19 protein-coding genes are annotated in these 24,802 nt (G+C 45.0%); 5 read left to right on the plus strand and 14 right to left on the minus strand.

The window, feature by feature from the left end; genetic code table 11:
• Window positions 1-142 precede the first annotated feature (142 nt).
• From nqrM to ACMCM8_RS13775, 10 genes are all read right to left on the minus strand, one after another.
• The gene (gene nqrM, locus ACMCM8_RS13730; protein ID WP_394224373.1) at window positions 143-376 is read right to left on the minus strand and encodes a (Na+)-NQR maturation NqrM; all 234 of its coding nucleotides are present in this window, start codon (window positions 374-376) and stop codon (window positions 143-145) included.
• A 9-nt stretch (window positions 377-385) separates the two neighbouring features.
• Entirely contained in the window at window positions 386-1,411 is a 1,026-nt protein-coding gene (locus ACMCM8_RS13735) for an FAD:protein FMN transferase (RefSeq protein WP_412723175.1), read from the minus strand.
• Between the two features lie 120 nt (window positions 1,412-1,531).
• Window positions 1,532-2,764, minus strand: a complete 1,233-nt coding sequence (gene nqrF, locus ACMCM8_RS13740; protein WP_412723176.1) for an NADH:ubiquinone reductase (Na(+)-transporting) subunit F — start codon at window positions 2,762-2,764, stop codon at window positions 1,532-1,534.
• A gap of 20 nt (window positions 2,765-2,784) precedes the next feature.
• Window positions 2,785-3,393: an NADH:ubiquinone reductase (Na(+)-transporting) subunit E gene (gene nqrE, locus ACMCM8_RS13745; protein WP_014950794.1), complete on the minus strand. Its 609-nt coding sequence runs from the start codon at window positions 3,391-3,393 to the stop codon at window positions 2,785-2,787.
• 3 nt (window positions 3,394-3,396) lie between these two features.
• On the minus strand, window positions 3,397-4,029 hold the full coding sequence (locus ACMCM8_RS13750) for an NADH:ubiquinone reductase (Na(+)-transporting) subunit D (protein ID WP_412723177.1): 633 nt from the start codon (window positions 4,027-4,029) through the stop codon (window positions 3,397-3,399).
• A 10-nt stretch (window positions 4,030-4,039) separates the two neighbouring features.
• A complete protein-coding gene (locus tag ACMCM8_RS13755; RefSeq protein ID WP_412723178.1) occupies window positions 4,040-4,804 on the minus strand; it encodes a Na(+)-translocating NADH-quinone reductase subunit C in 765 nt (254 codons plus the stop codon).
• Entirely contained in the window at window positions 4,794-5,996 is a 1,203-nt protein-coding gene (locus ACMCM8_RS13760; protein ID WP_412723179.1) for an NADH:ubiquinone reductase (Na(+)-transporting) subunit B, read from the minus strand. Before ACMCM8_RS13760 ends, ACMCM8_RS13755 begins: the two co-directional genes overlap by 11 nt.
• A gap of 3 nt (window positions 5,997-5,999) precedes the next feature.
• Window positions 6,000-7,340, minus strand: a complete 1,341-nt coding sequence (locus ACMCM8_RS13765; protein WP_412727730.1) for a Na(+)-translocating NADH-quinone reductase subunit A — start codon at window positions 7,338-7,340, stop codon at window positions 6,000-6,002.
• Between the two features lie 468 nt (window positions 7,341-7,808).
• Entirely contained in the window at window positions 7,809-8,987 is a 1,179-nt protein-coding gene (gene fabV / locus ACMCM8_RS13770; protein WP_412723180.1) for an enoyl-ACP reductase FabV, read from the minus strand.
• Window positions 8,988-9,239: 252 nt separating this feature from the next.
• Window positions 9,240-9,860, minus strand: a complete 621-nt coding sequence (locus ACMCM8_RS13775) for an FKBP-type peptidyl-prolyl cis-trans isomerase (protein ID WP_412723181.1) — start codon at window positions 9,858-9,860, stop codon at window positions 9,240-9,242.
• A gap of 233 nt (window positions 9,861-10,093) precedes the next feature.
• Here ACMCM8_RS13775 and ppc point away from each other — a divergent pair, with 233 nt between their 5' ends.
• A complete protein-coding gene (ppc, locus tag ACMCM8_RS13780; protein ID WP_412723182.1) occupies window positions 10,094-12,715 on the plus strand; it encodes a phosphoenolpyruvate carboxylase in 2,622 nt (873 codons plus the stop codon).
• Window positions 12,716-12,825: 110 nt separating this feature from the next.
• On the opposite strand, the gene katG is transcribed toward ppc, so the two are convergent.
• Together katG and mdh are read right to left on the minus strand one after the other, a co-directional pair.
• The gene (gene katG / locus ACMCM8_RS13785) at window positions 12,826-15,015 is read right to left on the minus strand and encodes a catalase/peroxidase HPI (RefSeq protein WP_412723183.1); all 2,190 of its coding nucleotides are present in this window, start codon (window positions 15,013-15,015) and stop codon (window positions 12,826-12,828) included.
• Window positions 15,016-15,805: 790 nt separating this feature from the next.
• Window positions 15,806-16,744, minus strand: a complete 939-nt coding sequence (mdh, locus tag ACMCM8_RS13790) for a malate dehydrogenase (protein WP_014950802.1) — start codon at window positions 16,742-16,744, stop codon at window positions 15,806-15,808.
• Between the two features lie 296 nt (window positions 16,745-17,040).
• Between mdh and argR the strand changes: the two genes are divergently transcribed.
• Entirely contained in the window at window positions 17,041-17,505 is a 465-nt protein-coding gene (gene argR / locus ACMCM8_RS13795; RefSeq protein ID WP_412723184.1) for a transcriptional regulator ArgR, read from the plus strand.
• Window positions 17,506-17,622: 117 nt separating this feature from the next.
• Here the strand turns inward: argR and ACMCM8_RS13800 are convergent, their stop codons facing one another.
• Window positions 17,623-18,306, minus strand: a complete 684-nt coding sequence (locus ACMCM8_RS13800) for a type 1 glutamine amidotransferase domain-containing protein (protein ID WP_412723185.1) — start codon at window positions 18,304-18,306, stop codon at window positions 17,623-17,625.
• A gap of 199 nt (window positions 18,307-18,505) precedes the next feature.
• Window positions 18,506-21,562: a TonB-dependent receptor gene (locus tag ACMCM8_RS13805; protein WP_412723186.1), complete on the minus strand. Its 3,057-nt coding sequence runs from the start codon at window positions 21,560-21,562 to the stop codon at window positions 18,506-18,508.
• Window positions 21,563-21,939: 377 nt separating this feature from the next.
• Here ACMCM8_RS13805 and ACMCM8_RS13810 point away from each other — a divergent pair, with 377 nt between their 5' ends.
• From ACMCM8_RS13810 to udk, 3 genes are all read left to right on the plus strand, one after another.
• Window positions 21,940-22,836 (plus strand): PhnD/SsuA/transferrin family substrate-binding protein, encoded by an 897-nt coding sequence (locus tag ACMCM8_RS13810; RefSeq protein WP_412723187.1) that lies wholly within the window; start codon window positions 21,940-21,942, stop codon window positions 22,834-22,836.
• The gene (locus ACMCM8_RS13815; RefSeq protein WP_412723188.1) at window positions 22,833-23,810 is read left to right on the plus strand and encodes a hypothetical protein; all 978 of its coding nucleotides are present in this window, start codon (window positions 22,833-22,835) and stop codon (window positions 23,808-23,810) included. The genes ACMCM8_RS13810 and ACMCM8_RS13815 overlap by 4 nt, the downstream gene beginning before the upstream one ends.
• A 357-nt stretch (window positions 23,811-24,167) precedes the next feature.
• Window positions 24,168-24,791 carry a uridine kinase gene (udk, locus tag ACMCM8_RS13820; RefSeq protein ID WP_014950808.1) on the plus strand — a complete coding sequence of 208 codons (624 nt, stop codon included), beginning with the start codon at window positions 24,168-24,170 and terminating at the stop codon, window positions 24,789-24,791.
• Window positions 24,792-24,802 lie beyond the last annotated feature (11 nt).

Genomic DNA, 24,802 nt, shown 5'->3' on the forward strand with positions numbered 1-24,802 from the left:
AACCCATTACTATCATTGAGCCTCTAGTGCATTTTAGCACCTCCATATTGTATGTTATTTGTTCACTTTTCTGAGCCTAAAAAGCGCCGTTGAGAGGAATCAAACAGCGCTTATAAACTTCAAACCAGCAATGAATTAAACATCACAATATTTGATTCTGCTTCCATTCGTTAAGCTTTTTCTGACGGGCTTCTTCTTTTTCCATACGGGACTTTTTGCGATCGCATGGTTCTGGGCAATCACAGGCTTTCTCAATACCTAACGCACCTAAGCCTCCACAGCTTCCAGAAATGGACTTTTTCTGTACCAGGTAACCAATAGCCATGGCCAACACCATTGTAAGAAAGAAACCAAAAGCAAGAATGAATGTAGACATTGCTACCCCCTAATTATGAACTGTAACCAGTTTATCAAATTCTGGCGACGCATACTCCTCAAATCCGCCTTCAATGCGACGAATGAGGAAGACGGCAAGTTGTTGCTGCTCTGCTATCGCAATAGCCTGCTCCCAGCCCATTACGTTAAACGCTGTAGCTAACCCATCAGAAGTCATCGACGAGGGGTGCACCACAGTAACTGATACTAGGTTGTGGTCAATAGGTGCCCCTGTTGTGGGATCAATTAAGTGAGAATAACGCTTACCGTTTTCTTCATAGTAATTGCGATAGTCTCCTGATGTGGCCACGGCGTTAGTACCAATAGATACGACTTTTTGAACTGCGCGTTCATTAGTAATGGGTTTTTCAATAGCAATTAACCATTCACTGCCATCGCCTCGTTCGCCTTTTACGCGCATTTCACCGCCAATTTCTACAAGGTAGTCTTCAATGCCGTGTTTTTCCAATATCTCTGCAACTTCATCCACACCAAAGCCTTTCGCTATGGTCGACAAGTCGACGTATAGCATGGGGTGACTTTTCTTTAAGCCCGTCGGCGTGGTCGTTAGCTTGTCATAACCGACGTATTCCCGAATATCGTCGATGTCGGCTTGGCTTGGTACTTTCTCTGGGCGCTTTGTTGGGCCAAACCCCCACAAATTAACCAGTGGCCCCACAGTGACATCAAGCACACCACCGCTCAACTGCGCTAAACGCAGCGCTTCATTGACTACCAGTAACGTATCAGGTGACACGGCAAAGTTGTCGGTATAGCGATACTGATTAAAGCGCGAAAGCTCTGATGTGGGGTCGTAGGTAGACATCATCTTATTAACTTCAACAAGACGGGCATCTATTTCAGCTTGTAAGCCTTCTAGCGGCGTTTCAGCGACAAGATATTTAACATTGTAGGTTGTTCCCATAGTTTGCCCCTGAAGGTGCACTACAGGTGTTTTTTCATCGCTACAACTTGCCAGCAGTAATATACCCACTGCAACAAAGGCGAGAAAAATTCGAATAGCAAATCGAATCACGTTGTTGTCCTTAGCTAATATACACACTGCGAGGTAGCTATTATGTGCATTATGCGTTTTGCTTCAACGAAAAAGGGGCTTGCGCCCCTTTTAATATGCTTGAGTTTTTAAGCCAGAAGCTTAGCCACCGAAGTCATCTAGCATGATGTTTTCGTCCTCAACACCTAAGTCTTTAAGCATGTTGATTACGGCCGCGTTCATCATAGGTGGTCCACACATGTAGAACTCACAGTCTTCTGGTGCAGGGTGATCTTTCAGGTAGTTCTCAAGAAGTACTTGGTGAATGAACCCTGTGTAACCTTCCCAGTTGTCCTCTGGCTGAGGGTCTGAAAGTGCTACGTGCCATTGGAAGTTGTCATTCTCTGCTGCCAACTCGTCGAAGTCTTCTGTATAGAACATTTCACGAAGTGAACGTGCACCGTACCAGAAGCTCATCTTACGTTTAGACTTCAGACGACGAAGCTGGTCGAAAATGTGTGAACGCATTGGGGCCATACCTGCACCACCACCTACGAAGACCATTTCGTTATCTGTTTCTTTCGCGAAGAATTCACCGAATGGACCAGAGATAGTCGCTTTGTCACCTTCTTTCAGGCTCCAAATGTACGATGACATTTTACCAGCAGGTAGGCTTAGATTATTAGGTGGCGGCGTAGCGATACGCACGTTCAACATAATAATGCCTTCTTCTTCTGGGTAGTTCGCCATTGAATATGCACGAATTGTCTCTTCGTCTACCTTAGACTCGATGTCAAAGAAACCAAAACGCTCCCAGTCACCGCGATATTCAGCAGGAATATCAAAGTCTTTGTACTTAACGTGGTGAGCTGGCGCTTCAATCTGAATATAACCACCTGCACGGAAAGGTACGCTTTCTCCGTTAGGAATTCTAAGCTTAAGTTCTTTGATGAAAGTTGCTTTGTTATCGTTAGAGATAACTTCACAATCCCACTTCTTAACACCGAATACCGACTCTTCCAGTTCGATTTCCATGTCTTGCTTAACAGCAACCTGACATGAAAGACGACATCCTTGACGGGCTTCACCTTTAGTGATGTGGTCAAGTTCAGTAGGAAGAATTTCACCGCCACCTGAGTGTACGTCTACGCGACACTGGCCACATGAGCCACCGCCACCACATGCCGAAGACACAAAGTAACCTGCATCAGCAAGTGCACCCAGTAGTTTGCCACCCGGTGCTGTTTTGATTGCCTTGTCTGGGTCACCGTTGATAGTGATGGTTACATCACCCGTCGGTACCAACTTAGACTTGGCAAACATAATGATAAATACCAGCGCCAATACAATGGCAATGAACATGCCGACGCCAAGAAATATTTCTACGTTATTCATTTATATGCTCCCGAGCTCGATTACAGCTGAATACCAGTGAAAGACTGGAAGCCTAGTGCCATAAGGCCCGCAATCATGAATACAGAACCCAGACCACGCACGCCATCAGGCATGTCAGCATACTTCAGCTTTTCACGTACTGCCGCTAGCAATACAATGGCTAGTGCCCAGCCCATACCACTACCAACGCCGTATACGATACTTTCAGTGAAGTTGTACTCACGTTGAACCGCAAACGCTACGCCACCGAAGATTGCACAGTTAACGGTAATTAGCGGAAGGAAGATACCTAGTGCGTTATAAAGCGCAGGGAAGAACTTATCTAAGCTCATTTCTAGTATCTGTACCAATGCCGCGATAACACCGATAAACGTTAGGAAGTTAAGGAAGCTTAGGTCAGCTTCTGGGAAACCCGCCCATGCGAGTGCACCTGGTGCAAGAATGTTTACATAAATGACTTGGTTAACCGGTACAGAGATACCTAGTACCACGATTACCGCTACACCAAGACCCATAGCAGTTTTTACTTTCTTAGATACCGCAAGGAATGTACACATACCTAAGAAAAGCGATAACGCCATGTTCTCAACGAAGATTGAGCGAACAAATAACGACAAATAATGTTCCATGACTTACTCCTTAGGCTCTACTTGCTCTGGACGGATAGTACGGATAAACCAAATCATACCGCCGATTAAGAAGAATGAGCTAAATGGAAGGATTAACAATCCATTACCCTGATACCAACCACCATTTTGAATAAGTGGAAGGATTTCGAAACCTAAAATAGTACCGAAACCGAACAGTTCCTTGATTGTGCCAATCACAACTAGGACAAAAGAGTAACCCAAGCCGTTACCAATACCATCGAGGAAGCTCATAAGAGGCGGGCTCTTCATGGCGTAGGCTTCAGCACGACCCATTACGATACAGTTAGTAATGATAAGACCAACGAATACCGACAGCTGCTTCGATATTTCATACGAATACGCTTTCAGAATTTGGTCAACAACGATTACCAACGACGCAATGATGGTCATCTGGATAATAATTCGAACGCTAGATGGGATCTGGTTACGAATTAGTGAAATAAACAAGTTTGAAAACGCTACAACGCTTGTAAGCGCTAGCGACATTACCAATGCTGTTTCCAGCTTAGTGGTAATTGCCAGTGCTGAACAGATACCCAATACCTGTAGGGCGATCGGGTTGTTGTCCAGGATTGGCCCAAAGAGGGCCTTTTTCATTTCTTTAGTATCTGCCATGAGACTTCCCTTATGAACGCCATGCTTGGTTCTTCAGGAACTGGCCGAAGCCTTGCTCACCTACCCAATAACGCACAGTGTTTTCAACACCGTTACTGGTTAGGGTTGCACCTGAAAGCGCATCGATAGTGTGTGGATTGCTTGGGTTAGCATTTTTCACTACGCGAATAGCCACTTCGCCATTCTCGTACAGCTCTTTGCCATCCCATTTCGCCTGCCAAGCAGGATTTTGCACTTCACCACCTAGTCCGGGTGTTTCTTTTTGCTGATAGTAAATTAGCTCGCGTACCGTTTGACCGTCTGCCTCTAACGCTAAGAAACCGTACATAAGATCCCAAAGACCACTGCCGTGAACTGGCAAAATGATACGTGAAACGTCACCTGCATCATTGCGCACTAAGTAAACACTCGCCACATTAGGGCGGCGTTGAAAGCCAACATTACTGCCTTCAACTTTTGTACTTTGTTCAGTCACTTTCGCCGCTTTGTACATGTCGTAGTCTTGGCTTGGTGCTTCGACAAACGTACCAGCGTCAAGGTTTACAAAGCGCTGCTCAACTCGCTCGCTGTACGTACTTTCGATAGCTTTATTGCTCATACCAACTTCATATAAGCCAGCAGCAGTAAGGATGTTGCTCTTTTTATCAAGAGCCGCGTTCGTTTGTTGTAGAGAGCGAAGGCCAACAGCTGCGCCAGAAACAACAATTGAACACACTAAACATACGGCAACAACAATACCTACCGTTTTGCCTAAAGATTCTTTCTTAGCCGACACGTGCTACCCTCCGCTTGATATTGCTTTGTGCGACAAAATAGTCGAACAGTGGCGCCCACAAGTTAGCAAATAGAATTGCTAGCATTACACCTTCAGGGAAGGCTGGGTTTAGGACGCGGATTAGTACCGTCATGAAACCAATGAAGATACCGTAAGCCCACTTACCTTGGTTTGTAAACGACGCAGACACTGGGTCTGTCGCCATAAAGAACATACCAAAAGCAAGACCACCAACAACAAAGTGCCAATGTGCAGGCATTGCAAACATAGGGTTAGTATCGCTACCGATTAGGTTTAGCAGGGTTGCGAAGAACGCCACACCAATTGCCACACCAGCAACAATGCGCCAGCTCGCTATACGCATATACATGATGAACAAGCCACCAAGGATAATAGCAAGAGTAGACACTTCACCCGCTGAACCTGAGATAGTACCGATGAAGCTGCTCATCCACTGATCCATGTTCGCGTAGTCTAGGCTACCCGAAGCCGCTTGGCTTAGAGACGTTGCACCAGAGAAACCATCTGCTGCCACCCATACTTGGTCACCTGATATTTGCGCAGGATACGCAAAGTAAAGGAATGCACGACCAGATAGTGCTGGGTTTAGGAAGTTACGACCTGTACCACCGAATACTTCTTTCGCAATTACCACACCAAAGGTAATACCTAGTGCAACTTGCCATAGAGGGATAGTGGCTGGAAGCGTTAATGCAAACAGAACCGATGTTACGAAGAAACCTTCGTTAACTTCGTGCTTGCGCACAGAAGCAAAAAGTACTTCCCAGAAACCACCTACTGCGAAGGTTACCGCGTAGATGGGTAGCCAGAAACAGGCACCGTAGAAGAATAGGCCTAGAGTACCGGCATTTGCCAAATCACCGCCGAACGCAGTGAAAAGACCAGCTTGCCACGTATCAGGCAGTGTACCTGCGCCCATAGCAATTGCTTCTTGCGCTTGCAGGCCAATGTTGTACATACCAAAGAACATCGCTGGGAATGTTGCCATCCACACCATGATCATGATGCGTTTAAGGTCAATGCTGTCACGTACGTGCGTGTTAGCTTTGTTTACTTTACCTGGCGTGTAGAAAATGGTTGCCGCTGCTTCGTAAAGCGCGTACCACTTTTCATGCTTACCACCCGGCTCAAAATCCGGCTCAATTTTTTCTAAATACGCTTTTAAACCCATGACTTAACCCTCTTTCTCAATGGTGGTCAAACAGTCGCGTAAAATAGGCGCGTAGTTGTATTTGCCAGGGCACACATAGGTACACAAAGCTAAATCTTCCTCGTCCAATTCTAAGCAACCCAACGACTGAGCACCGTCAGTATCGCCAGAAATCAGGTCCCTAAGCAGAAGCGTAGGAATGATATCTAGGGGCATAACGCGTTCGTAATTACCAATTGGCACCATAGAGCGTTCAGAACCATTGGTAGTTGTTGTCATATCAAATTTCTTGCTGCCACTTAGGTGACCTAAGTACGCACGGGTCACTGAGTGTTGGTTTGAACCAGGTAGGATCCAACCGAACAATTTCTTCTCGCGACCTTCTTTAAGCAGTGAAACCTGGGTATGGAAGCGGCCTAAGAAACCGTGTACACCCATAGCCGTTGTACCGCTAAGTACAGAACCAGAGATAACACGTACTTCACCGTCTACCTGCTCGTTAGCAGTTAGCTCAGTCAGGTCAGCACCTAACATTGTGCGAACAAGACGAGGGTTAGTGGCTGCTGGACCTGCTAGCGAGATAACGCGACGGTTATCTAGCTCACCAGAGGTTAGCAATGCACCAATCGCCATGACGTCTTGGTAGTTGATGTGCCATACCGTTTTATTCATACCGGCTGAATCAAGGAAGTGGATGTGAGTACCCGGTAGGCCCGCAGGGTGAGGACCGCCAAATTCTTCAACATCAACTGCCGCATCGCCAGTAGCAACAGATGCACCTGCCGCTTTACAAACGTATGTCTTGCCACCGCTCAATTGTGTTAGCGCTTTAAGACCATTAACAAAATCGTCTTGGCGCTCAGCAATAATGACAGCAGGATCTGCTGCAAGTGGATTGGTATCCATTGCTGTTACAAAAATTGAACTTGGAACAGAGTCTAGCTTAGGAGATTTGCTGAATGGACGTGTACGGAACGCTGTCCACATGCCTGACTCTACAAGGATTGATTGAAGTTGCTCACGTGTTGCACTCGCAATCTGATCAGCTGCAATTTTATCAAATGTCACAGCATCACTGCCGTTAACCTTGACAACTACAGACTGAAGAACACGTTTTGCACCACGGTTAACCTCTACCACTTCACCCGCTGCTGGTGCAGTGAATTTAACGCCAGGGTTCTTTTTGTCTTCAAAAAGTACCTGACCTTTCTTCACTACATCGCCAACTTGGACGTGCATGGTAGGGCGCATACCCACATATTCTTCTCCCAGAACGGCAACGCGCGTTGCAGCAGATGCATCAGCAATCTCCTGCTTTGGCGCTCCCTCAATTGGGAGGTCGAGACCTTTCTTGATTTTTATCATATGTAATCGCACTACTCTAATAGAAATACCCTTTTGCATGACCGCAGAAAACCTGCCTGTCAGCATGCAAAAGCGCACTATTAACAGGTGTAAAACACCTTTTTCGTTATTGATTGATGGAACTTGCTGCACTTGCTACGGTCAGCCTGTTATGAAGCCGTAACGCATAATTCCTTTTGCGGACGCTTAATTCGCCCTTTCTTTATAGACCACCAGCAGAAATTTACACTTATTTTTATTATTGTGTAACTGCAATCGCTACTGCTGTTTTGGTAAGGGTAGAAAAGACCCCTACTTAATTTCGGGATTTTAGCATTAACCCATAGGGTTGTGCCATGCAAATTCAAGATAAAGCCAAATTTTTCTACTATTTAATGTAAACCTTTGGTCGAATTAATTCCAATTTTGCTAACAAAAAGCCGTCTCAAGAGACGGCTTTGAATAAATTAACACGACAATAACGCGTTTTTACCAATTTACTATGGGATCAACATCTTGGTCGTAGTCAACACTGTCAATATCAAAACCAAAGAGTTTGAGGAACTCATGGTGGTAACCTTTGTAATCACTTAAGTCATGGAAATTTTCCTGAGTGACTTCGTCCCACAGTGCTTTAATTTTAGCTTGTGTGGCGTCGTTGGTTTCCTTGCCGTCCATACGATAGCGGTTAGCTTCATCCAATGTGGCAGAATCGCCGTATAAACACTGACTAAACAACCCGTAAATCTGTTCAATGCAGCCTTCGTGAGTCCCTTCTTCTTTCATTACTTTATAGATAAGCGAGATATACAAAGGCATCACCGGTATGGCTGAACTCGCTTGCGTTACCAGCGCTTTGAGCGAACTGACATTCGCCTGTACCAGCAAGTCTGTATTTTTTCCAATAATGGCAGCCGCAGCGCGATCTAAGTCTTCTTTCGCTTTGCCTATTGTCGCCTGACCGTAAATAGGCCAGGTGAGCTCTTTGCCTATGTAGGTATAAGCGGTGGTTTTACAGCCCTCTGCCAATACATCAGCTTCACGTAAGAAGTCCATCCAACGTTCCCAGTCTTCACCACCCATCACCTTGATAGTATTGAGGATCTCATCATCATTAGCGGGCTCAAGCGACACTTCATGCACTTTGTCTTTGTCTGTGTCATAGGTTTTGGTTGTGTACGCTTGCCCCACTGGCTTAAGCGTTGACTTATAGGTCACACCCGTTTCAGGGTCGGTTCTGCGCGGAGAAGCTAGACTATAAATAACTAAATCTACCTTGCCCATTTCCGCTTTGATTTTTTCGATAGTTTCGTTTTTGATTTCATCAGAAAACGCATCACCGTTAATAGTGTATGCGAAAAGCCCTTTTGCATTAGCATGTTGATGAAAGGCCGCAGTGTTGTACCAACCGGCGGTACCGGTTTTACGTTCTGTAGGTGCTTTTTCAAAGCATACACCTAACGTTTTAGCACCATAACCAAATGCTGATGTAATACGCGACGCTAAACCGTAGCCTGTCGAGCTACCAATAACCAAAACATTTTTAGGACCTGCGCCTAAATCACCTTTTGCTTCTACATAAGCAATTTGTTCTTCAACCGCTTTTGCACATCCAACAGGGTGCGCATTTGTACAAATGAAGCCTCTCACTTTAGGCTTGATAACCATATTAATTTTCCTTATTTAAGCGTGGGGCTATTGTAATGCCGAAGCCACTGATAACAACTCGGAGCAGATAAACAAATAGCATACCTAAAGCAGGTATTTTTAAAAGTGGTTTAGCGGAAAAACGCGTAAGACTGGTAGGGAAAATTAAAGGGTAACGACTTTGATGACTAAGGCAGTTAACAAGACAGGATCAAACTAAAATTCGGTGAAAAGAGAGCAGGAGTGAAAATATGCACTCCTGCTTTTGCTGATTTAACCTAGAACGTCTAATAGTTCTACGTCAAAAACAAGCGTGCTATAAGGAGCGATTGCTGCACCTGCACCTTGCTCACCATAAGCGAGGTCATGTGGAATATGTAGACGGTACTTCGCACCTACTTTCATAAGTTGAAGTGCTTCAGTCCAACCTTTGATAACGCCACCAACTGGGAATTCGGCTGGCTGGCCACGCTCATATGAACTGTCAAATGTTGTACCATCGATAAGTGTACCGTGATAGTGAACACGCACTGTGCTCGACGCATCAGGCGTTTCACCGTCACCTTCAGCGATAACTTCAAATTGAAGACCCGATTCTGTCACGGTAACTTCGTCGCGCTTTGCGTTTTCTTCTAGGTACTTTGTACCTTCTTCAATTACGGCCTTACTCGCTTCTTCCTTTACCGCTTGCATGCGCTTGTGAATTTCGCCAAACGCATCACGAAGTGTGTCGTTGTCCACCTGAGGGGCCTGACCTGAAAAGGCATCTTTAAGGCCAGCAACTACAGCGTCAATAGCCAAACCGTCAAAAGGGTTTGATTGCAATTGTTGACCCATTTGAAAACCAATGCCGTAACTTGCTTGGGTTTCTACTGTATTGAATGTATCAGTCACAAAAACTCCTGAAATTAAATTACAAATGCAGTACAAATTTCAAACAAAACGCCTAGTGCGAGAATGTTTCTGCATTTTCCGGTGCAAGAGTGTATCACACCACAATATATCTTGCTTTGAGCAATGTTAATGAAGGGGTAAAAGTATCAAAATGTTGTAAATTATAACCGAAAGTGGTTAGACAAGACGCAAAGGACACAGTATGGTTAAGGCCATATATTTAGGAGGATAGCATGCACACACACTACGATGCTGAACTAAAAGATACCGTTCGTTACCTGGGAAAAACTTTAGGTGAAACGATTAAAAATCAATTGGGCCAAGAGTGGCTTGATCGGATTGAAAAGATTCGTAAGGACGGTAGAGCGTCTTACCAAGGTAACACCGACTGCAGCGAAGAATTGAAAGAAACTTTCAAAAATATGTCTGATAGCGATTTACTTACTGTAGGTCGTGCATTCGCGCAGTTCTTGAATTTAGGCAACATTGCCGAGCAGGAATACAATGCCGCAATGAATGTAGATGCATCTATCGATGCGCTATTTAAACACCTAGATAAAGCCGAACTTACGGCTGACAAAGTACAAGAAGCGGTATCTAAATTAAACATCGATTTGGTACTTACCGCACACCCTACGGAAGTGACCCGTAGAACCTTAATCCATAAACACAAAGAGCTGGCCAACTGCCTACAAGCCATTCATCAAGAGTCACTCAATGACGTAGAACGGGGCAAAATTGAAACCCGCATTGCTGATCTAATTGCCCAAGCGTGGCACACCGAAGAAATTCGTTCAGTACGCCCGACGCCAGTAGATGAAGCGCGTTGGGGCTTCTCTGTTATTGAAAATTCGCTTTGGGAAGCCGTGCCAGACTTTATGCGCGAGCTTGATGATCGGTTAAACGAAGACTATAAAGTATCGCTTCCTTTAAATGCTTCACCTATTCAGTTTAGTTCTTGGATGGGCGGCGACCGCGACGGTAACCCGTTTGTTACATCAACAGTGACAGAGCAAGTATTACTACTTGCGCGTAAGCGCGCCGCCAAACTCTTTGCTATTGATCTCGACCGCTTACAGGTTGAGCTATCAATGTATGACTGTAATGACGCATTGCGTGAAAAAGTCGGTGATGTCAATGAACCCTACCGCGCCCTACTGCGCCCCTTAGTCGAACGTTTTGTCGCCACCCGCGACGGTATTAGTGATTATTTAGCAGGCAAGAATCCCGATACCTCATGCTGGATTGAAAGTGACGATGAACTCGTCGCCCCGCTAATGTTGTGTTACCAATCGCTGATTGATTGTGGCATGAAGGTGGTTGCTGATGGCCTTCTTTTAGATACAATCCGCCGCGCAAATATCTTTGGTATTCATTTGCTTCGCCTTGACGTTCGTCAAGACTCGGAACGCCATGCAGACGTATTTAGCGAACTTACCCGCTACTTGGGACTAGGTGATTATGCCCAGTGGAGCGAAGCCGACAAGCAAGCATTTCTATTGCGCGAACTTGGCTCTAAACGCCCCCTATTCCCAGCACAATGGGATGCCTCTGACGAGGTAAAAGAAGTCCTTGATACCTGTAAAGTGATTGCAAAACACAGCAAGCACGGCTTCGGTATTTACATTATTTCAATGGCGAGTGAGCCGTCTGACGTAATGGCAGTACAGCTGCTACTGAAAGAAAGCGGTGTGGATTGGCCTATGCCAGTAGCACCACTGTTTGAAACCCTGGACGATTTGAATAATTCGCCAGATGTTATGCGCAAATTACTGTCTATTGACTGGTATCGCGGCTACGTAAAAGGCCGTCAGTTTGTGATGATTGGTTATTCGGATTCGGCCAAAGATGCCGGTGCATTAGCAGCGGGCTGGGCACAGTACCAATCTCAGGAAGCACTTGTCGCATTGGCTGATGAATTCGACATAACACTCACTTTATTCCACGGACGCGGCGGTACAATTGGCCGTGGCGGGTTGCCAGCCCATGCCGCTATTTACTCTCAACCACCGGGTTCACTCGATGGTGGATTCCGGGTTACAGAGCAAGGTGAAACCATTCGCTACAAGTTCGGTATGCCTAAACTGGCAAAACGCAGCCTAGGCATATACGCCAGTGCGATTATCGAAGCCATGCTCTTTCCACCGCCAGCGCCAAAAGAAGAATGGCGTGAGTTGATTACAGCCATGGCTGCACAAGGTCGTGATAACTATCGTGCAACGGTGCGTCACGATGAAGAATTCGTGCCTTATTTCCGCGTGGCAACACCTGAGCAAGAACTTGGCAAATTACCACTTGGAAGCCGTCCAGCCAAACGCAAGCCTCAGGGTGGTATCGAGAGTTTGCGTGCTATTCCCTGGATCTTTGCTTGGGCCCAAACTCGCTTGGTGCTACCTAGCTGGTTAGGTGTTATGCGCGCTATTGATAGCGTGAAGACGAAAGAAAATGAAAAAATCGTCAATGAGATGTTTAGCGAGTGGCCATTCTATCGTTCGCGTTTGTCTATGTTAGACATGGTGTTCCACAAAGCCGATCCACGTATCAGCGAGGCATATGATGAGCGCTTAGTTCCACAAGAACTCAAGCATTTCGGCAAAGCTTTGCGTAAAGAGCTCAAAGAAAGTATTTCATCATTGCTGGCTATTACCGGTGATAAAGACATTATGATGAACGATCCACTGGGTAAGGAATCCATGGAGATCCGCGCAGCCTATTTGCAGCCACTTCACTACCTGCAAATTGAACTACTCGATCGGGTTCGCAAAGCGGGAGACGATGCTCACAATACCAGTTTGGAACGCGCAATGATGGTAACCATCGCAGGTATTGCCATAGGTATGCGCAATACAGGGTAATTGATTTACCCGTTAACGTTATAGAACGCGTACATGATAAAAAGGCCCGCTTTGTCAACGAAGCGGGCCTTTTTGATTTTACAAATGAAAATGGTGTTATACCACTTTGCTTAGCAAGTTAAATCGAAGCGGTCGGCATTCATAACTTTAGTCCATGCACTGACAAAATCGCTTGCGAATTTCTTTTTATTGTCATCTTGCGCATACACCTCTGCATAAGCACGCAGAATTGAATTGGAGCCAAAAACCAAATCCACCCGCGTTGCGCTATACACTTGCTCACCAGACGCGCGATCAACAATGGCATAGGTGTTTTTACTGGTCGGTTTCCACGTATATTTCATGTCAGTTAACGTGACAAAAAAGTCATTGGTTAACGCGCCTACGCTTTCAGTAAACACACCATGTGCAGTGTTCGCATAGTTGGTGCCAATAACGCGCATTCCGCCAATCAGTGCCGTCATTTCTGCTGCCGTTAACCCAAGAAGCTGCGCTTTATCTAACAATAACTCTTCAGGCTTAACCACATAGTCTTTTGGCAAATAGTTTCTAAAACCGTCGGCCTGAGGCTCTAGTGGAGCAAATGAATCCACATCTGTCATCTCGGCCGTGGCGTCTCCGCGTCCTGCGGCAAAGGGAACATCAACACTCAACCCTGCGGCTTTGATGGCTTTCTCTACACCTACATTTCCCGCCAATACAATGGTATCGGCCAGACTGGCGCCCACTGATTCAGCCAGTGGTCTTAGCACAGACAAGACTTTCGCTAATTGCTCTGGTTCGTTCGCTTGCCAGTCTTTTTGGGGGGCTAACTGAATTCTTGCACCGTTGGCACCACCGCGTAAGTCAGACCCTCTAAATGTGCGGGCGCTGTCCCACGCTGTGGCGACCAATTCACCCACAGTCAGCGCTGATTTAGCGATTTCTGCTTTGAGCTTTTCAACGTCGTAAGCAGTGCTGCCTGCTGGCACTGGATCTTGCCAAATAAGTGTCTCTTGTGGTGCCTCAGGCCCAATGTATCTATTTTTGGGCCCCAAATCACGGTGGGTCAATTTAAACCAGGCACGGGCAAACACTTCACTAAAATAGTCAGGGTTGTTGTAAAACTTTTCAGAAATATTACGGTAATCCGGATCCATTTTCATGGCCATATCTGCATCGGTCATAATGGGGTTATACCGCTTAGTGGGATCTTCAACATCACGAGGTTTGTCTTCCTCTTTAATATTGATGGGTTCCCATTGCATTGCGCCCGCCGGAGACTTCTTCAATTCCCAATCGTAATTAAGGAGTAGCTCAAAGTAACCGTTGTCCCACTGGGTAGGATTGGTTGTCCACGCGCCTTCTATACCACTGGTAACCGTATCGCGGCCTATACCTCGCGTTTTGTGATTCATCCATCCCAGGCCCTGCTCAACAACATCAGCACCTTCAGGGTCTGGCCCCAAATTTTCAGCCTTACCATTTCCGTGACATTTACCCACGGTGTGGCCACCTGCGGTAAGGGCAACAGTTTCTTCATCATTCATCGCCATTCGCGCAAAGGTTTCACGAACGTGGTGTGCCGTTTTAAGTGGATCTGGCTTGCCATTAACCCCTTCGGGGTTTACATAGATAAGCCCCATTTGTACTGCCGCCAGTGGATTTTCCATGGAATTTGGATTCTCTACATCGTTGTAGCGCTCATCGCTCGGTGCCAGCCATTCTTTCTCAGCCCCCCAGTAGATATCTTTCTCGGGATGCCAAATATCTTCGCGTCCAAAGGAAAAGCCAAACGTCTTAAGCCCCATGCTTTCGTATGCTATGGTACCTGCATACGCAATGAGATCAGCCCAACTAAGTTTGTTGCCGTATTTCTTTTTAATAGGCCAAAGCAAACGACGGGCTTTATCGAGGTTTACGTTATCAGGCCACGAATTTAGCGGCGCAAAACGTTGGTTGCCGGTAGACGCACCACCGCGACCATCGGCAACGCGATATGAGCCAGCCGCGTGCCACGTCATCCTGATCATCAAACCGCCGTAGTGCCCCCAATCAGCAGGCCACCATGACTGGGAGTCCGTCATCAACGCTTTCATGTCTTTTTTCAGTTCATCAAAATCCAGGCTTTTTACCACTTCGCGATAATTGAAATCGCTCCCCATGGGATTTGTTTTACTGTCGTGTTGATGCAAGATGTCAAGATTGAGTGCTTCAGGCCACCAATCCATGTTTGTACTACCCGACGCGGTTAGTCCACCGTGCATGACAGGGCACTTTCTTTGTGAATCGTTTACATCGCCTAGCTTTGCGTTACTCATCTTTATTGCCTCTTGCTTATAAAAATTATTTCAGACACTGCCTGAATAGTATTTAACCATGCTACTCCTTGAGCTTATTTGATCACACTCAAATTTTTAGATTATTGTAAAAGCAATTACCTATTAATAACCAAACAAAAGATTATAAAAATAGATTTAACTTGGTGTTTTGTGTTGTTTCAATTGTCGTGAACGCAGGCAAAGCGATACGCCTCTCCACCCAATAATGCCTTTATAAAAGGTTGTTGGGTGACTTATTGAATTGGGGGGGAGTTTGATAAGCAGGCTCTCCTGTGCCAAGGATGCCGTGACGAACCCTACAAAACCGTAACAAAAAAGCTGGATACGTAAGATCGTAACAGACCTACTTTTTCCCAATTAACGAGTTTGTCAAAGGTTGTTGGGTGATGTATTGAATTGGGGGGAGTTTGATAAGCAGGCTCTCCTGTGCCAAGGATGCCGTGACGAACCCTACAAAACCATAACAAAAAAGGCTGGATACGTAAGGTCGTAACAGACCTACTTTTTCCCAATTAACGAGTTTGTAAAAGGTTGTTGGGTGACTTATTGAATTGGGGGGGAGTTTGATAAGCAGGCTCTCCTGTGCCAAGGATGCCGTGACGAACCCTACAAAACCGTAACAAAAAAGGCTGGATACGTAAGGTCGTAACAGACTGTCTGCAGCAGGGATGCTGCAGCCAAGCCTCCATGGATGGAATCTCGGCGTGTCTGTGTAGGCCTTGCGTATCCAGCCTTTTCTCGCGGATGCATTGCATCCGCTTCAAGCTTATTAGCCGTTTACGAAGTCAACGCCTAGCTTGATGTCGCCGCGTAGGCCTTCAAGCATGTCGTTTTTCGCTTTTTCTTCGAATGCGCTTAACTCGCCGTATGGCAAGATTTCTTCTACACCGTTTGCACCTAGGCGAACTGGGTGTGCGAAGAATGCTGCGTCGTCACTGTCGTCAGTTTGTACATAAGTGTACTCAACCACGTTCTCACCTTGCATAGCAGCAACCAGAGATAGACAGAAACGTGCTGCTGCTTGACCCATAGAAAGGGTTGCAGAGCCACCGCCCGCTTTCGCTTCAACCACTTCAGTACCCGCGTTTTGGATACGAGTCGTTAGGCTGGCAACTTCTTCGTCTGTGAACTCAACGCCTTCAACTTGTGAAAGAAGCGGAAGAATAGTAGTACCAGAGTGACCACCGATTACCGGTACGTGCACAGAAGATACGTCTACACCTTTAAGTTCAGCAACGAAGGTTTCAGCGCGGATAACGTCAAGCGTAGTCACACCGAAAAGCTTGTTCTTGTCGTAAACGCCTTTTGCTTTTAGCGTTTCAGCTGCAATAGCAACAGTCGTATTTACAGGGTTAGTGATGATACCAACACACGCATTCGGGCAGTTATCAGCAACACCTTCAATTAGGTTTTTAACAATGCCGGCGTTGATGTTGAACAGATCAGAACGATCCATACCAGGCTTACGAGGCATACCTGCTGGAATTAGAACAACGTCTGCTCCAGTTAATGCATCAGCCAGGTCATCTTTACCGTGACCGGTTACTTTTACCGCAGTGGGGATGTGGCTCAAATCAACGGCTACACCAGGAACAACTGGCGCTACGTCGTAAAGCGCTAAATCTGAACCTGCTGGCAATTGTGTTTTTAACAACAAAGACAGCGCCTGACCAATACCACCGGCAGCACCTAACACGGCTACTTTCATACCATTTCTCCTATGGGATTACTTCACGTATTTAAACGGAACGTCACACTAATGCAACGCGGGGGAAAACTCAATCACCGGATCGTCTTATTCACGTTATTTATGGCGATTTTTATGCGATATTCATTATCATGAATGATTATGCAAACAAATTGCCTAAAGTCTACCTGTCAGGCACAATATAACCATAATAATTATAGGTAATAATTGGGGTCTATTGATCGTTGATGTACAACTAACATTAACAGACACTAAACCTCGTGAATATATCACCGACTACACAGAAAAGAGCGCTAATGGCAAACGCAAAACAAGAACAACTCATCAAAGCATTTAAAGAAATTCTCAAAGCGGAGAGCTATGGTTCACAAGGCGAGATTGTTGACGCTTTAAAGGCACAAGGTTTTGACAACATCAGCCAATCTAAAATTTCCAGAATGTTGAGCAAATTCGGCGCGGTACGTACCCGAAATGCCAGAGGGGACATGGTTTACTGTTTGCCGCCAGAATTAGGTATGCCAACCGCTAAAAGCCCTCTTAAGCAGCTAGTACTTGATATTGTTCACAACAATGTAATGGTTATTATCAGAACCAGTCCCGGTGCAGCACAGCTTATTGCTCGGTTACTCGACTCATTGAGTAAGAAAGACGGTGTATTAGGCACTATTGCCGGAGACGATACCATTTTTATTGCGCCCGCTGACGTAGAAAAGATTGAAGAACTTCGTCAAAGAGTGGAAGACCTATTCGAAAACGTCTAACTGGCCTCTTGGCCTGATGATTTAATAAAATGCCGTAGCGAGCAATCACTACGGCATTTTTGTTTTGTTCAACGTAGGACGTTTCAATTTCATTTGTGCAATTCAGATCAGCACAGTCTAATCCAGCAGTTCGATAAGCGCCTCAGCTGCGGGACGCGACGATGCGGGATTCTGCCCTGTTACTAACAAGCCATCTGTACAGACCTTCACGTTAAAGTCTTCCGCACTTTCGAAATTTCCGCCTTTTTTGCTCAATTCATCTTCAACTAGGTAAGGTACAACTTCCGTCAGTTCCATTGCGGCTTCTTCGCTGTTAGAAAAACCGGTTACCGTTTTCCCTTCAACCAAATACTTACCTTCTGGGGTCTTCACCTCTTTAAGTACTATCGGTGCATGGCAAACTGCGCCCACGGGCTTTTTGCTCGCGATCATATCTTCAATCAGCTTTATAGAATGCGCATTGTCTGATAAGTCCCATAGTGGGCCGTGACCGCCAGGGTAAAATACAGCATCAAACTCGTCAGTGCGAACATCTTCAAGGGCAATGGTAGATTCAACCGCACTTCGGGCAATTTCGTCCTTGGTATAGCGTATAGCATCATCAGTCATAGCATCGTCAGCCAGACTATTGGGATCAATTGGAACTTGCCCACCCATTGGAGACGCTAGCGTTATCGAATAACCCTTATCGAGAAAGGCGTAGTAAGGCGCTGCGAATTCTTCCAGCCACATGCCGGTTTTCTTTCCCGTGTCACCCATAATGTCGTGAGACGTCATTACCATCAGTAATCGTTTAGACATAAATCCTCCTTGCCTATGATAGTTGTCATATGAAGGTAGATTCGAAAAAAAATGGCAGTTAGATCACATAAAAGCGTGGAAGAGCCTTAAACAACTTACAAGGAGAGTAGTTTCAAAAGTGAGGATTGCTAAAACAAAAAAGTGCCACTTCCGATATGGAGAGTGGCACCTAACACTACAATTGGTTTACACCAAGTAATTAGAAGTTGTAGTTAACACCTACGCGAACTTCCCAAAGTGATGCGTCACCCATACGAGCTTCAGGAGTAGTATCACCTACTTCAACAGTGTTAAAGATTACGCGCTCTGCAACACCCCAATCGTCGTTAAGGAAGTTAGTGAAGTTATCGAATACGATAAATGCACTTGCACTGTGACCTTCCATCAAGCCAGGTAGTTGCTGAGTTAGACGCAAGTCAACCTTGTTCCACCAAGAGCCGTTTTCACCGTTGCGCTCAGCACCTGCAGGAAGTACGTTGTTGCTATCCAAGTATGGTGTATAACCAAATACGCCATTTGAGTCACCTTGTGACAATGTGTAGCTATATGGTTTACCTGACTGAATAAGACCGAATGCACCAACTGAAGTTGGGTATCCATCAAACAATTCCATGCTGTAAGAAACGTTAAGCGTTAAACGGTGCTCAATGTTGTAATCAGACAGTGAAGATACTTGCTCGTTAGGGCTAGTAAATGCACGGTACTGGTAGTTCGAGAACGCTACAGAGCTAGTCATTGGTTGAGCGTCTTCAGCGTGGTTGTATGCATAACCACCTGCTAAGCTAACACCGTTATCCCAATTTTTCATCAAGCCGAATGAAACCGTATATGAAGTAGAATCAACATTTGCATTAGTTAATACGAATGAAGCCACACGATTACTTTCGTAAATTGCATAACCATCGTCAGTAGTACCAACCTGATCAATATCACCTCTTAGCACTATCGCTTGGTTCTGTGTACGAGAAACAAGTAAGTCTGCTTGAAGAATATAATCATCTTCAGTTTGGTGAGTAACACCGAGTGCTAACTTAAGTTCAGATGGTATTTCAAAGTCTGGGTCAAGGTAGTTAATTTCGAAGTTAGCACCTTCTCCATTTGCTACCGCGTTGTATAGCTCTGATGGAATCCCGTAACCAGGGCCAGCAGGAACGCCATCTTCTACACCAAGGTAAACAACATCAGCGTCGAACAATGAACGAGAGCCATTGGTGTAACCGAAGTTACGACCACGTTGACCGAACTGCAGAACATTATTGTTTGAGAAGTTGTTAGACAACCACACATTAGGGTTACCGCCTGAGAACAAGCCTAAGCCACCACGTAGTTCAGTGCTGTCGTTCAAGTAGTAGTTAAAACCGATACGCGGCTGAAGTAAGCCTTCGCCATCTAGGTTTGTGCTATTTGAGAAGCCGTAGCTTTCTACAAATTCAGCATTTTCTTCAGGTGCATCGTCCGTTGTGTACCAGTCGTAACGGAGACCAACAGTTAGTGTTAGGTCGTCGTTAAACATGAATTCATCTTCAAGGTACAATGCGTTTACTGCGTAACCCCAGTCTGCAGCTGCATCGTTAGGATCGCCAGAAGGTGCATTGTTGTAGTAAATCGCGCCTGGAAGACCCGCTTCAAACGCTTCAATACCACCGTAAAAACGCATTTCAGTTTCTGTGTGCTGAACAAATACGTTAAATACGTCTAGGTCTTCACGCTCATAACCAAATGTTACGTCATGACCATTGTCGAAAGAGTAGTAACCACGAAGGATTAAACCGTTTACGGTGTAATCTAGGTCATTAGCTTGACGGCTGTCATCTGCACCAATGTATACAATAACGTCTTCGCCTGTTAGCTCATCTTCTACGTAAATTTGCATTTCGCCGAAGTTAGCGCCACCTACTGTACCAGAAGCATTTTCGTTAGAGATCTGACGGTTATCAACATCTAGGTATGAATAACGGATCTCAGTTGAGAACTTATCTGTCCAATCTGAGTAAAGTGAAATAACGTGAGACTGAAGTTCTGTACCCACTTCGTATAAGTGATTGTAAAGCTCAAACTCATCCATATCACCGTCAGACGTGTTGTAGAAGTTACCGTCATTGTAGTTATAAGTGTAGCTTAAACGGTGAGCGTCGTTAATGTTCCAGTCTAGTTTAACAAGAAGCTTTTCGTCTTCTTCTGGAATGCTTGTTGGAACCGGACCTGGATCGTACTGGTAAAGCTCATTTGAAATACGGATGATTTCATCTAAGTTTTCTTGGCTTAGATTAACTTCATTAAGTGCACCAGAACCACGCGTACCACGAGTAAAGATACTTGAGCCTTCATATTTTTCGTAAGAAACGAAACCGAATAGCGTGTCTTCTAAAATTGGGAAGCCAACATTAAAGCCATAGCGCTTGTCGCTGAAGCTAGGAGAGTTGACGCTGTCACCTTCAAGTGAATCACCCTGAAATGAGTCAGAACCGTAATCCCAGAACGCACCACCATGGATTTCATTTGTACCCATTTTGGTAACAGCGTTGATGTTACAGCCTGTAAAACCAGAATAAATTACGTCAAACGGTGCAATTTCAACAGTAACCTGTTCAATTGCATCGTATGAGAATGGCATACGAATAGTTGGGTAACCGTTTGAACCCAAACCGAATGAATCGTTCATTTTAACACCATCAACAGTCAAGCTGTTGAAGCGGTTAGACTTACCCACACACTGAACAGGGTTTGAATCGCCACGCGTTTCGTCAACGTAAACACGAGGGTCGATACGGATGATATCGGTAATGTTACGGTTGATGGTTGGCGCACTTTCTAACTTAGCAAGGTCGAAAGATGCAGATGGACCCATTTGACCAAAAGCAGACACCGCGATTTGAGACGCAGATACTTGAATTACTTCAATATCGTTTTTCTCAGCAAGGGTGTAGTTGAAATCAAGCGGCTCACCTAGAGTAAGGTAAACATCATTTACTACCGTGTCTTGGAACGTATCAGAGTCGATAGTGATCTCGTAAGGACCGCCAACGCGTAGACCACTTAGGGTAAACTGGCCTGCCGAGTTAACAACGATCGTTTTTGTCGCACCTGTAGGTAAGTGCTTCAACGTAATCTCAGTACCTGGAGCTGGATTGCCCATAGGACCTGTAATATTACCGCGGATAGCAGACGACGTCTCTTGCGCCATTGCCGCCGTAGACAATCCTACGGTTAGGGCAACTGCCGCTGCTATGCGAGTAAGCTTAGCTGCTGAGTTCATGTGTGTGTTTCCCTTTTTGTTTAAAATTCTTTCGGGGCCGCTGGTAGGGTATTTCCCGTCGACGACCTTTAATTAGTCTGAACCGCTGAAATTGTTATAGAGGTTCATGTCAATTTTATTACAGTTTTACATTTTTGTTTAACAGCAATCCCCCTAGGCCTATGACATTGCAAAAAAATTCTTGACCATATGGTCAAGTTAATTTACTTGTTATTATTATTGTCAAACATTGGCGATTAGCTTGCTCTATTCTTGCCAGATAAGACACTAATAAACAGCGTTTAATAAAAATCAGGTTTACTCATAATATTAACCCAAATTTCAACAAGTTACTTAATTAAAATAAACTTACCTATTGCAATAAGTAACCTTAACTGATGAAATCACCCCATAAATCGTTAATTCATTTGGTCGTTTTTTTGACGAATTTCAGAATTATTGCTTCAGGAAAGTGGTTTCTTTTTTTCGCCGCCGCATTTATATGTAGCGTAGCGAGCTATTTTCAAAAATCCACTTTGCATGATGACATCGCACCCCAAACTGGTCAATATTTAACCTGCAAAACAGATTTGACAGGTAACAGTGATGTGTTTACCGCCTATATCACTGATGGAAGAATTGCTGAGATGGTGGAAGCGCGATTGTGCGCTGACAAAACAATTAGAAGACAATACAGCGAAGTGAAAGTTGTGGTGGGACAAAGTGACTACGACACGTTCAGGTATGTCAATCATGGTGTCGTTGATCTCGCCCTAGTCAAGCGAAATATCGTGGATGCCTTTGGCGCCGACCAGATATACGGCCTGACAAAAATAGCTGCGCACCCAGACTATTCCGCGTTCTTTATTGCATTGCGCGAAAAGCCGCTACTCAGTAAAGAATATCTTTTGGGCAAACGCATTGGTTTGCTCGATTATCCCAGCAGTCGTTCAGGTCATATTGTGCCTAAAACTGTTTTACAGGATCTAGGACTAACCGTTACCAATGTAGACATTGTTTACTACAGTTCGCATCAAGAACTTCGCCGTGCCCTCCTCGCTGGTGAGGTCGATATTATATCGTCTTACTGGGCAGAAGAAGACAGTCAGAGTTTTTCCAAAAACTACGCGACCCCCCTACAAGAGAGCGTAAGTGGCATGCAGTGGTATTTGAAAATGCAGACACAAAACACAGATTTATTTTGCGCGGTTCAGTCAGTTGTACACGAAATAGCCACCACCCATCCTAGACCATATTACAAAAATATTACACTGGAAGAGGGCTGTAACAAATGAGTACCTCTGACCCACAAATCACGTCACCGCGTATTTATCTCAAATCGAAGCACCGTATCGTATTTGCCTGGCTAGCATTGTTAATCTGTTTTCAGTTTTTTGCCGTGCTTGGTCAAAGTATTGCGTTAAGTAGTTCCATACACAGTGCGTTGGATAAAGTAGAGCGCAGAATTAGTTTAGACAGCGCTTTTTTAGACGTGGGAAATGTAACACTGAATACGCCAGTGAATCACATAGCTATCTATCGCTATTTAGATAGATTAAATGCCACTCTCAAAGCACAAGACTACCCTGTAAGAGTTAAATCAATTCAGGAAGTCACCACTTCATCAGAAGATTTCAATGCGTACCCGTATAGTCAAATAAAAATGTTCAAGAATGCTGAACAGGAAATCACAGTAACTATGCAAAGTAAGTCGTTGATAAACGCTTTATCATTCAGCTGGGTGGCATTTGTGTTATCGATTTTGGTCGTCCCCGCTTTCGCCGTGTCAGGGAAAGTCAAACGAAAAGCGTCAGTAACGGAAGCGCCTGTTCTTCCTCCACGTCCTAAGTTGGTGATCAACCTTCAAGATAAGACCATTTCTAATGGCATAGATGACAAGGTCGTTACATTACAAAATAAACCTTTGTGCTTTTATACCGCCCTGGTCAAATACTGTATCGCTCACCCTAATGAATCGCTACCGCCACACAAAGATGTTCCCCAAGAACTCATGGCGCTGGCGAATAAAAGCTTTGCTCGATTAATTGAATTGGGTCACACCAAACGCAAGCGCCCCGATTTTAATGCTAACTTAGACAAAACGCTGAGTGAAATTCGCGCTGCGCTTGATGAAGTGTTTACTGGTTATAGTGAAGAAAAAGAAACCTATTACCCACCCCGTGCACAAGGCGAAGGCTCTCGATCAAAACAGCATTCCTATGCACTGCCTTCTATTAAAAAAGAGGATATCGAAATTATTGGTAACTAAGGTCTGTTGATTTTTGCTGTACAACCTGTTTTCTAAATGAGCGCGTATTAAACGCGCACAGCCCTGGCTGGCGCAGAGAATTAAAAATAAAGGCTAAGTTAAGTACTTCTACAGCATTTTCGTATAACGCAAAGGTATCTCTTTTCGATACCTACACACACAAGGGCTAACGTGCTTTAGCTAGAATCTGACCATTTGGAAGACTTAAGGTAATGCTTTGAAGTGTCTGCAATACCTTGAAAACTCAGTAAAGATCTAGCAAAGACCGATCCAATAACTAAGAACTTGTGAATCTAGCATTGATTCGCGAGGCCTAAACGCGTATCTTTGCACCAACAAAACCAGCTTTATAGTACTATGCAATCGCCACTAATTATTGCCATTTCTGGAGCTTCTGGCTCTGGGAAGTCTCTTTTTACAAAAAATTTGTTCAATGGCTTCAGTGCACAAGGCCGCCCTGTGCAAGTGTTACGAGAAGATCACTACTACCGCGCTCAAGACCATTTACCCATGGAACAACGGGAAAAGAACAACTATGACCACCCAAATGCCTTTGAGCATGAATTGCTAAAAGCTCATCTACAGGCGTTGCGTGATGGCCAGCCTATCGATTATCCGCATTATTGCTATAAAACGCATACTCGTTTGCCAGAAACAGAAAGACTGAATCCAGCACCCGTTATCATCTTAGAAGGCATTATGTTACTAGCGCGTACTGACCTTCTTCCTCTGTATGACGTGAAAATATTTATCGATACACCTTTAGATATATGCTTAATGCGCCGCATGATGCGTGACCTTAAAGAGCGTGGCCGTAGCATAGAATCTGTGGCAAAACAGTACGAAGAAACTGTCAAGCCTATGTACCATCAATTCATCGAACCAAGCCGCTTCACTGCCGACGTAGTAGTGACGCAAGGTGGCAAAAACCAAATTGCATTAGATGTGATTAAATCACACATTCAGCAAGCGCTTCTTTAAGGGAACATTAG

The organism is Alteromonas sp. D210916BOD_24 (genome assembly GCF_047159385.1).
Taxonomy (GTDB): domain Bacteria; phylum Pseudomonadota; class Gammaproteobacteria; order Enterobacterales; family Alteromonadaceae; genus Alteromonas.

Excerpts from the sequence above, each read along its gene's own strand:
- mdh (WP_014950802.1), bottom strand. The coding sequence starts at position 16,744 with ATGAAAGTAGCCGTGTTAGGTGCTGCCGGTGGTATTGGTCAGGCGCTG.
- nqrM (WP_394224373.1), bottom strand. The coding sequence starts at position 376 with ATGTCTACATTCATTCTTGCTTTTGGTTTCTTTCTTACAATGGTGTTG.
- ACMCM8_RS13810 (WP_412723187.1), top strand. The coding sequence starts at position 21,940 with ATGAAATCACCCCATAAATCGTTAATTCATTTGGTCGTTTTTTTGACG.
- ACMCM8_RS13760 (WP_412723179.1), bottom strand. The coding sequence starts at position 5,996 with ATGGGTTTAAAAGCGTATTTAGAAAAAATTGAGCCGGATTTTGAGCCG.
- ppc (WP_412723182.1), top strand. The coding sequence starts at position 10,094 with ATGCACACACACTACGATGCTGAACTAAAAGATACCGTTCGTTACCTG.
- ACMCM8_RS13805 (WP_412723186.1), bottom strand. The coding sequence starts at position 21,562 with ATGAACTCAGCAGCTAAGCTTACTCGCATAGCAGCGGCAGTTGCCCTA.
- fabV (WP_412723180.1), bottom strand. The coding sequence starts at position 8,987 with ATGGTTATCAAGCCTAAAGTGAGAGGCTTCATTTGTACAAATGCGCAC.
- ACMCM8_RS13750 (WP_412723177.1), bottom strand. The coding sequence starts at position 4,029 with ATGGCAGATACTAAAGAAATGAAAAAGGCCCTCTTTGGGCCAATCCTG.
- argR (WP_412723184.1), top strand. The coding sequence starts at position 17,041 with ATGGCAAACGCAAAACAAGAACAACTCATCAAAGCATTTAAAGAAATT.
- katG (WP_412723183.1), bottom strand. The coding sequence starts at position 15,015 with ATGAGTAACGCAAAGCTAGGCGATGTAAACGATTCACAAAGAAAGTGC.
- nqrF (WP_412723176.1), bottom strand. The coding sequence starts at position 2,764 with ATGAATAACGTAGAAATATTTCTTGGCGTCGGCATGTTCATTGCCATT.
- udk (WP_014950808.1), top strand. The coding sequence starts at position 24,168 with ATGCAATCGCCACTAATTATTGCCATTTCTGGAGCTTCTGGCTCTGGG.
- ACMCM8_RS13800 (WP_412723185.1), bottom strand. The coding sequence starts at position 18,306 with ATGTCTAAACGATTACTGATGGTAATGACGTCTCACGACATTATGGGT.
- nqrE (WP_014950794.1), bottom strand. The coding sequence starts at position 3,393 with ATGGAACATTATTTGTCGTTATTTGTTCGCTCAATCTTCGTTGAGAAC.
- ACMCM8_RS13765 (WP_412727730.1), bottom strand. The coding sequence starts at position 7,340 with ATGATAAAAATCAAGAAAGGTCTCGACCTCCCAATTGAGGGAGCGCCA.
- ACMCM8_RS13815 (WP_412723188.1), top strand. The coding sequence starts at position 22,833 with ATGAGTACCTCTGACCCACAAATCACGTCACCGCGTATTTATCTCAAA.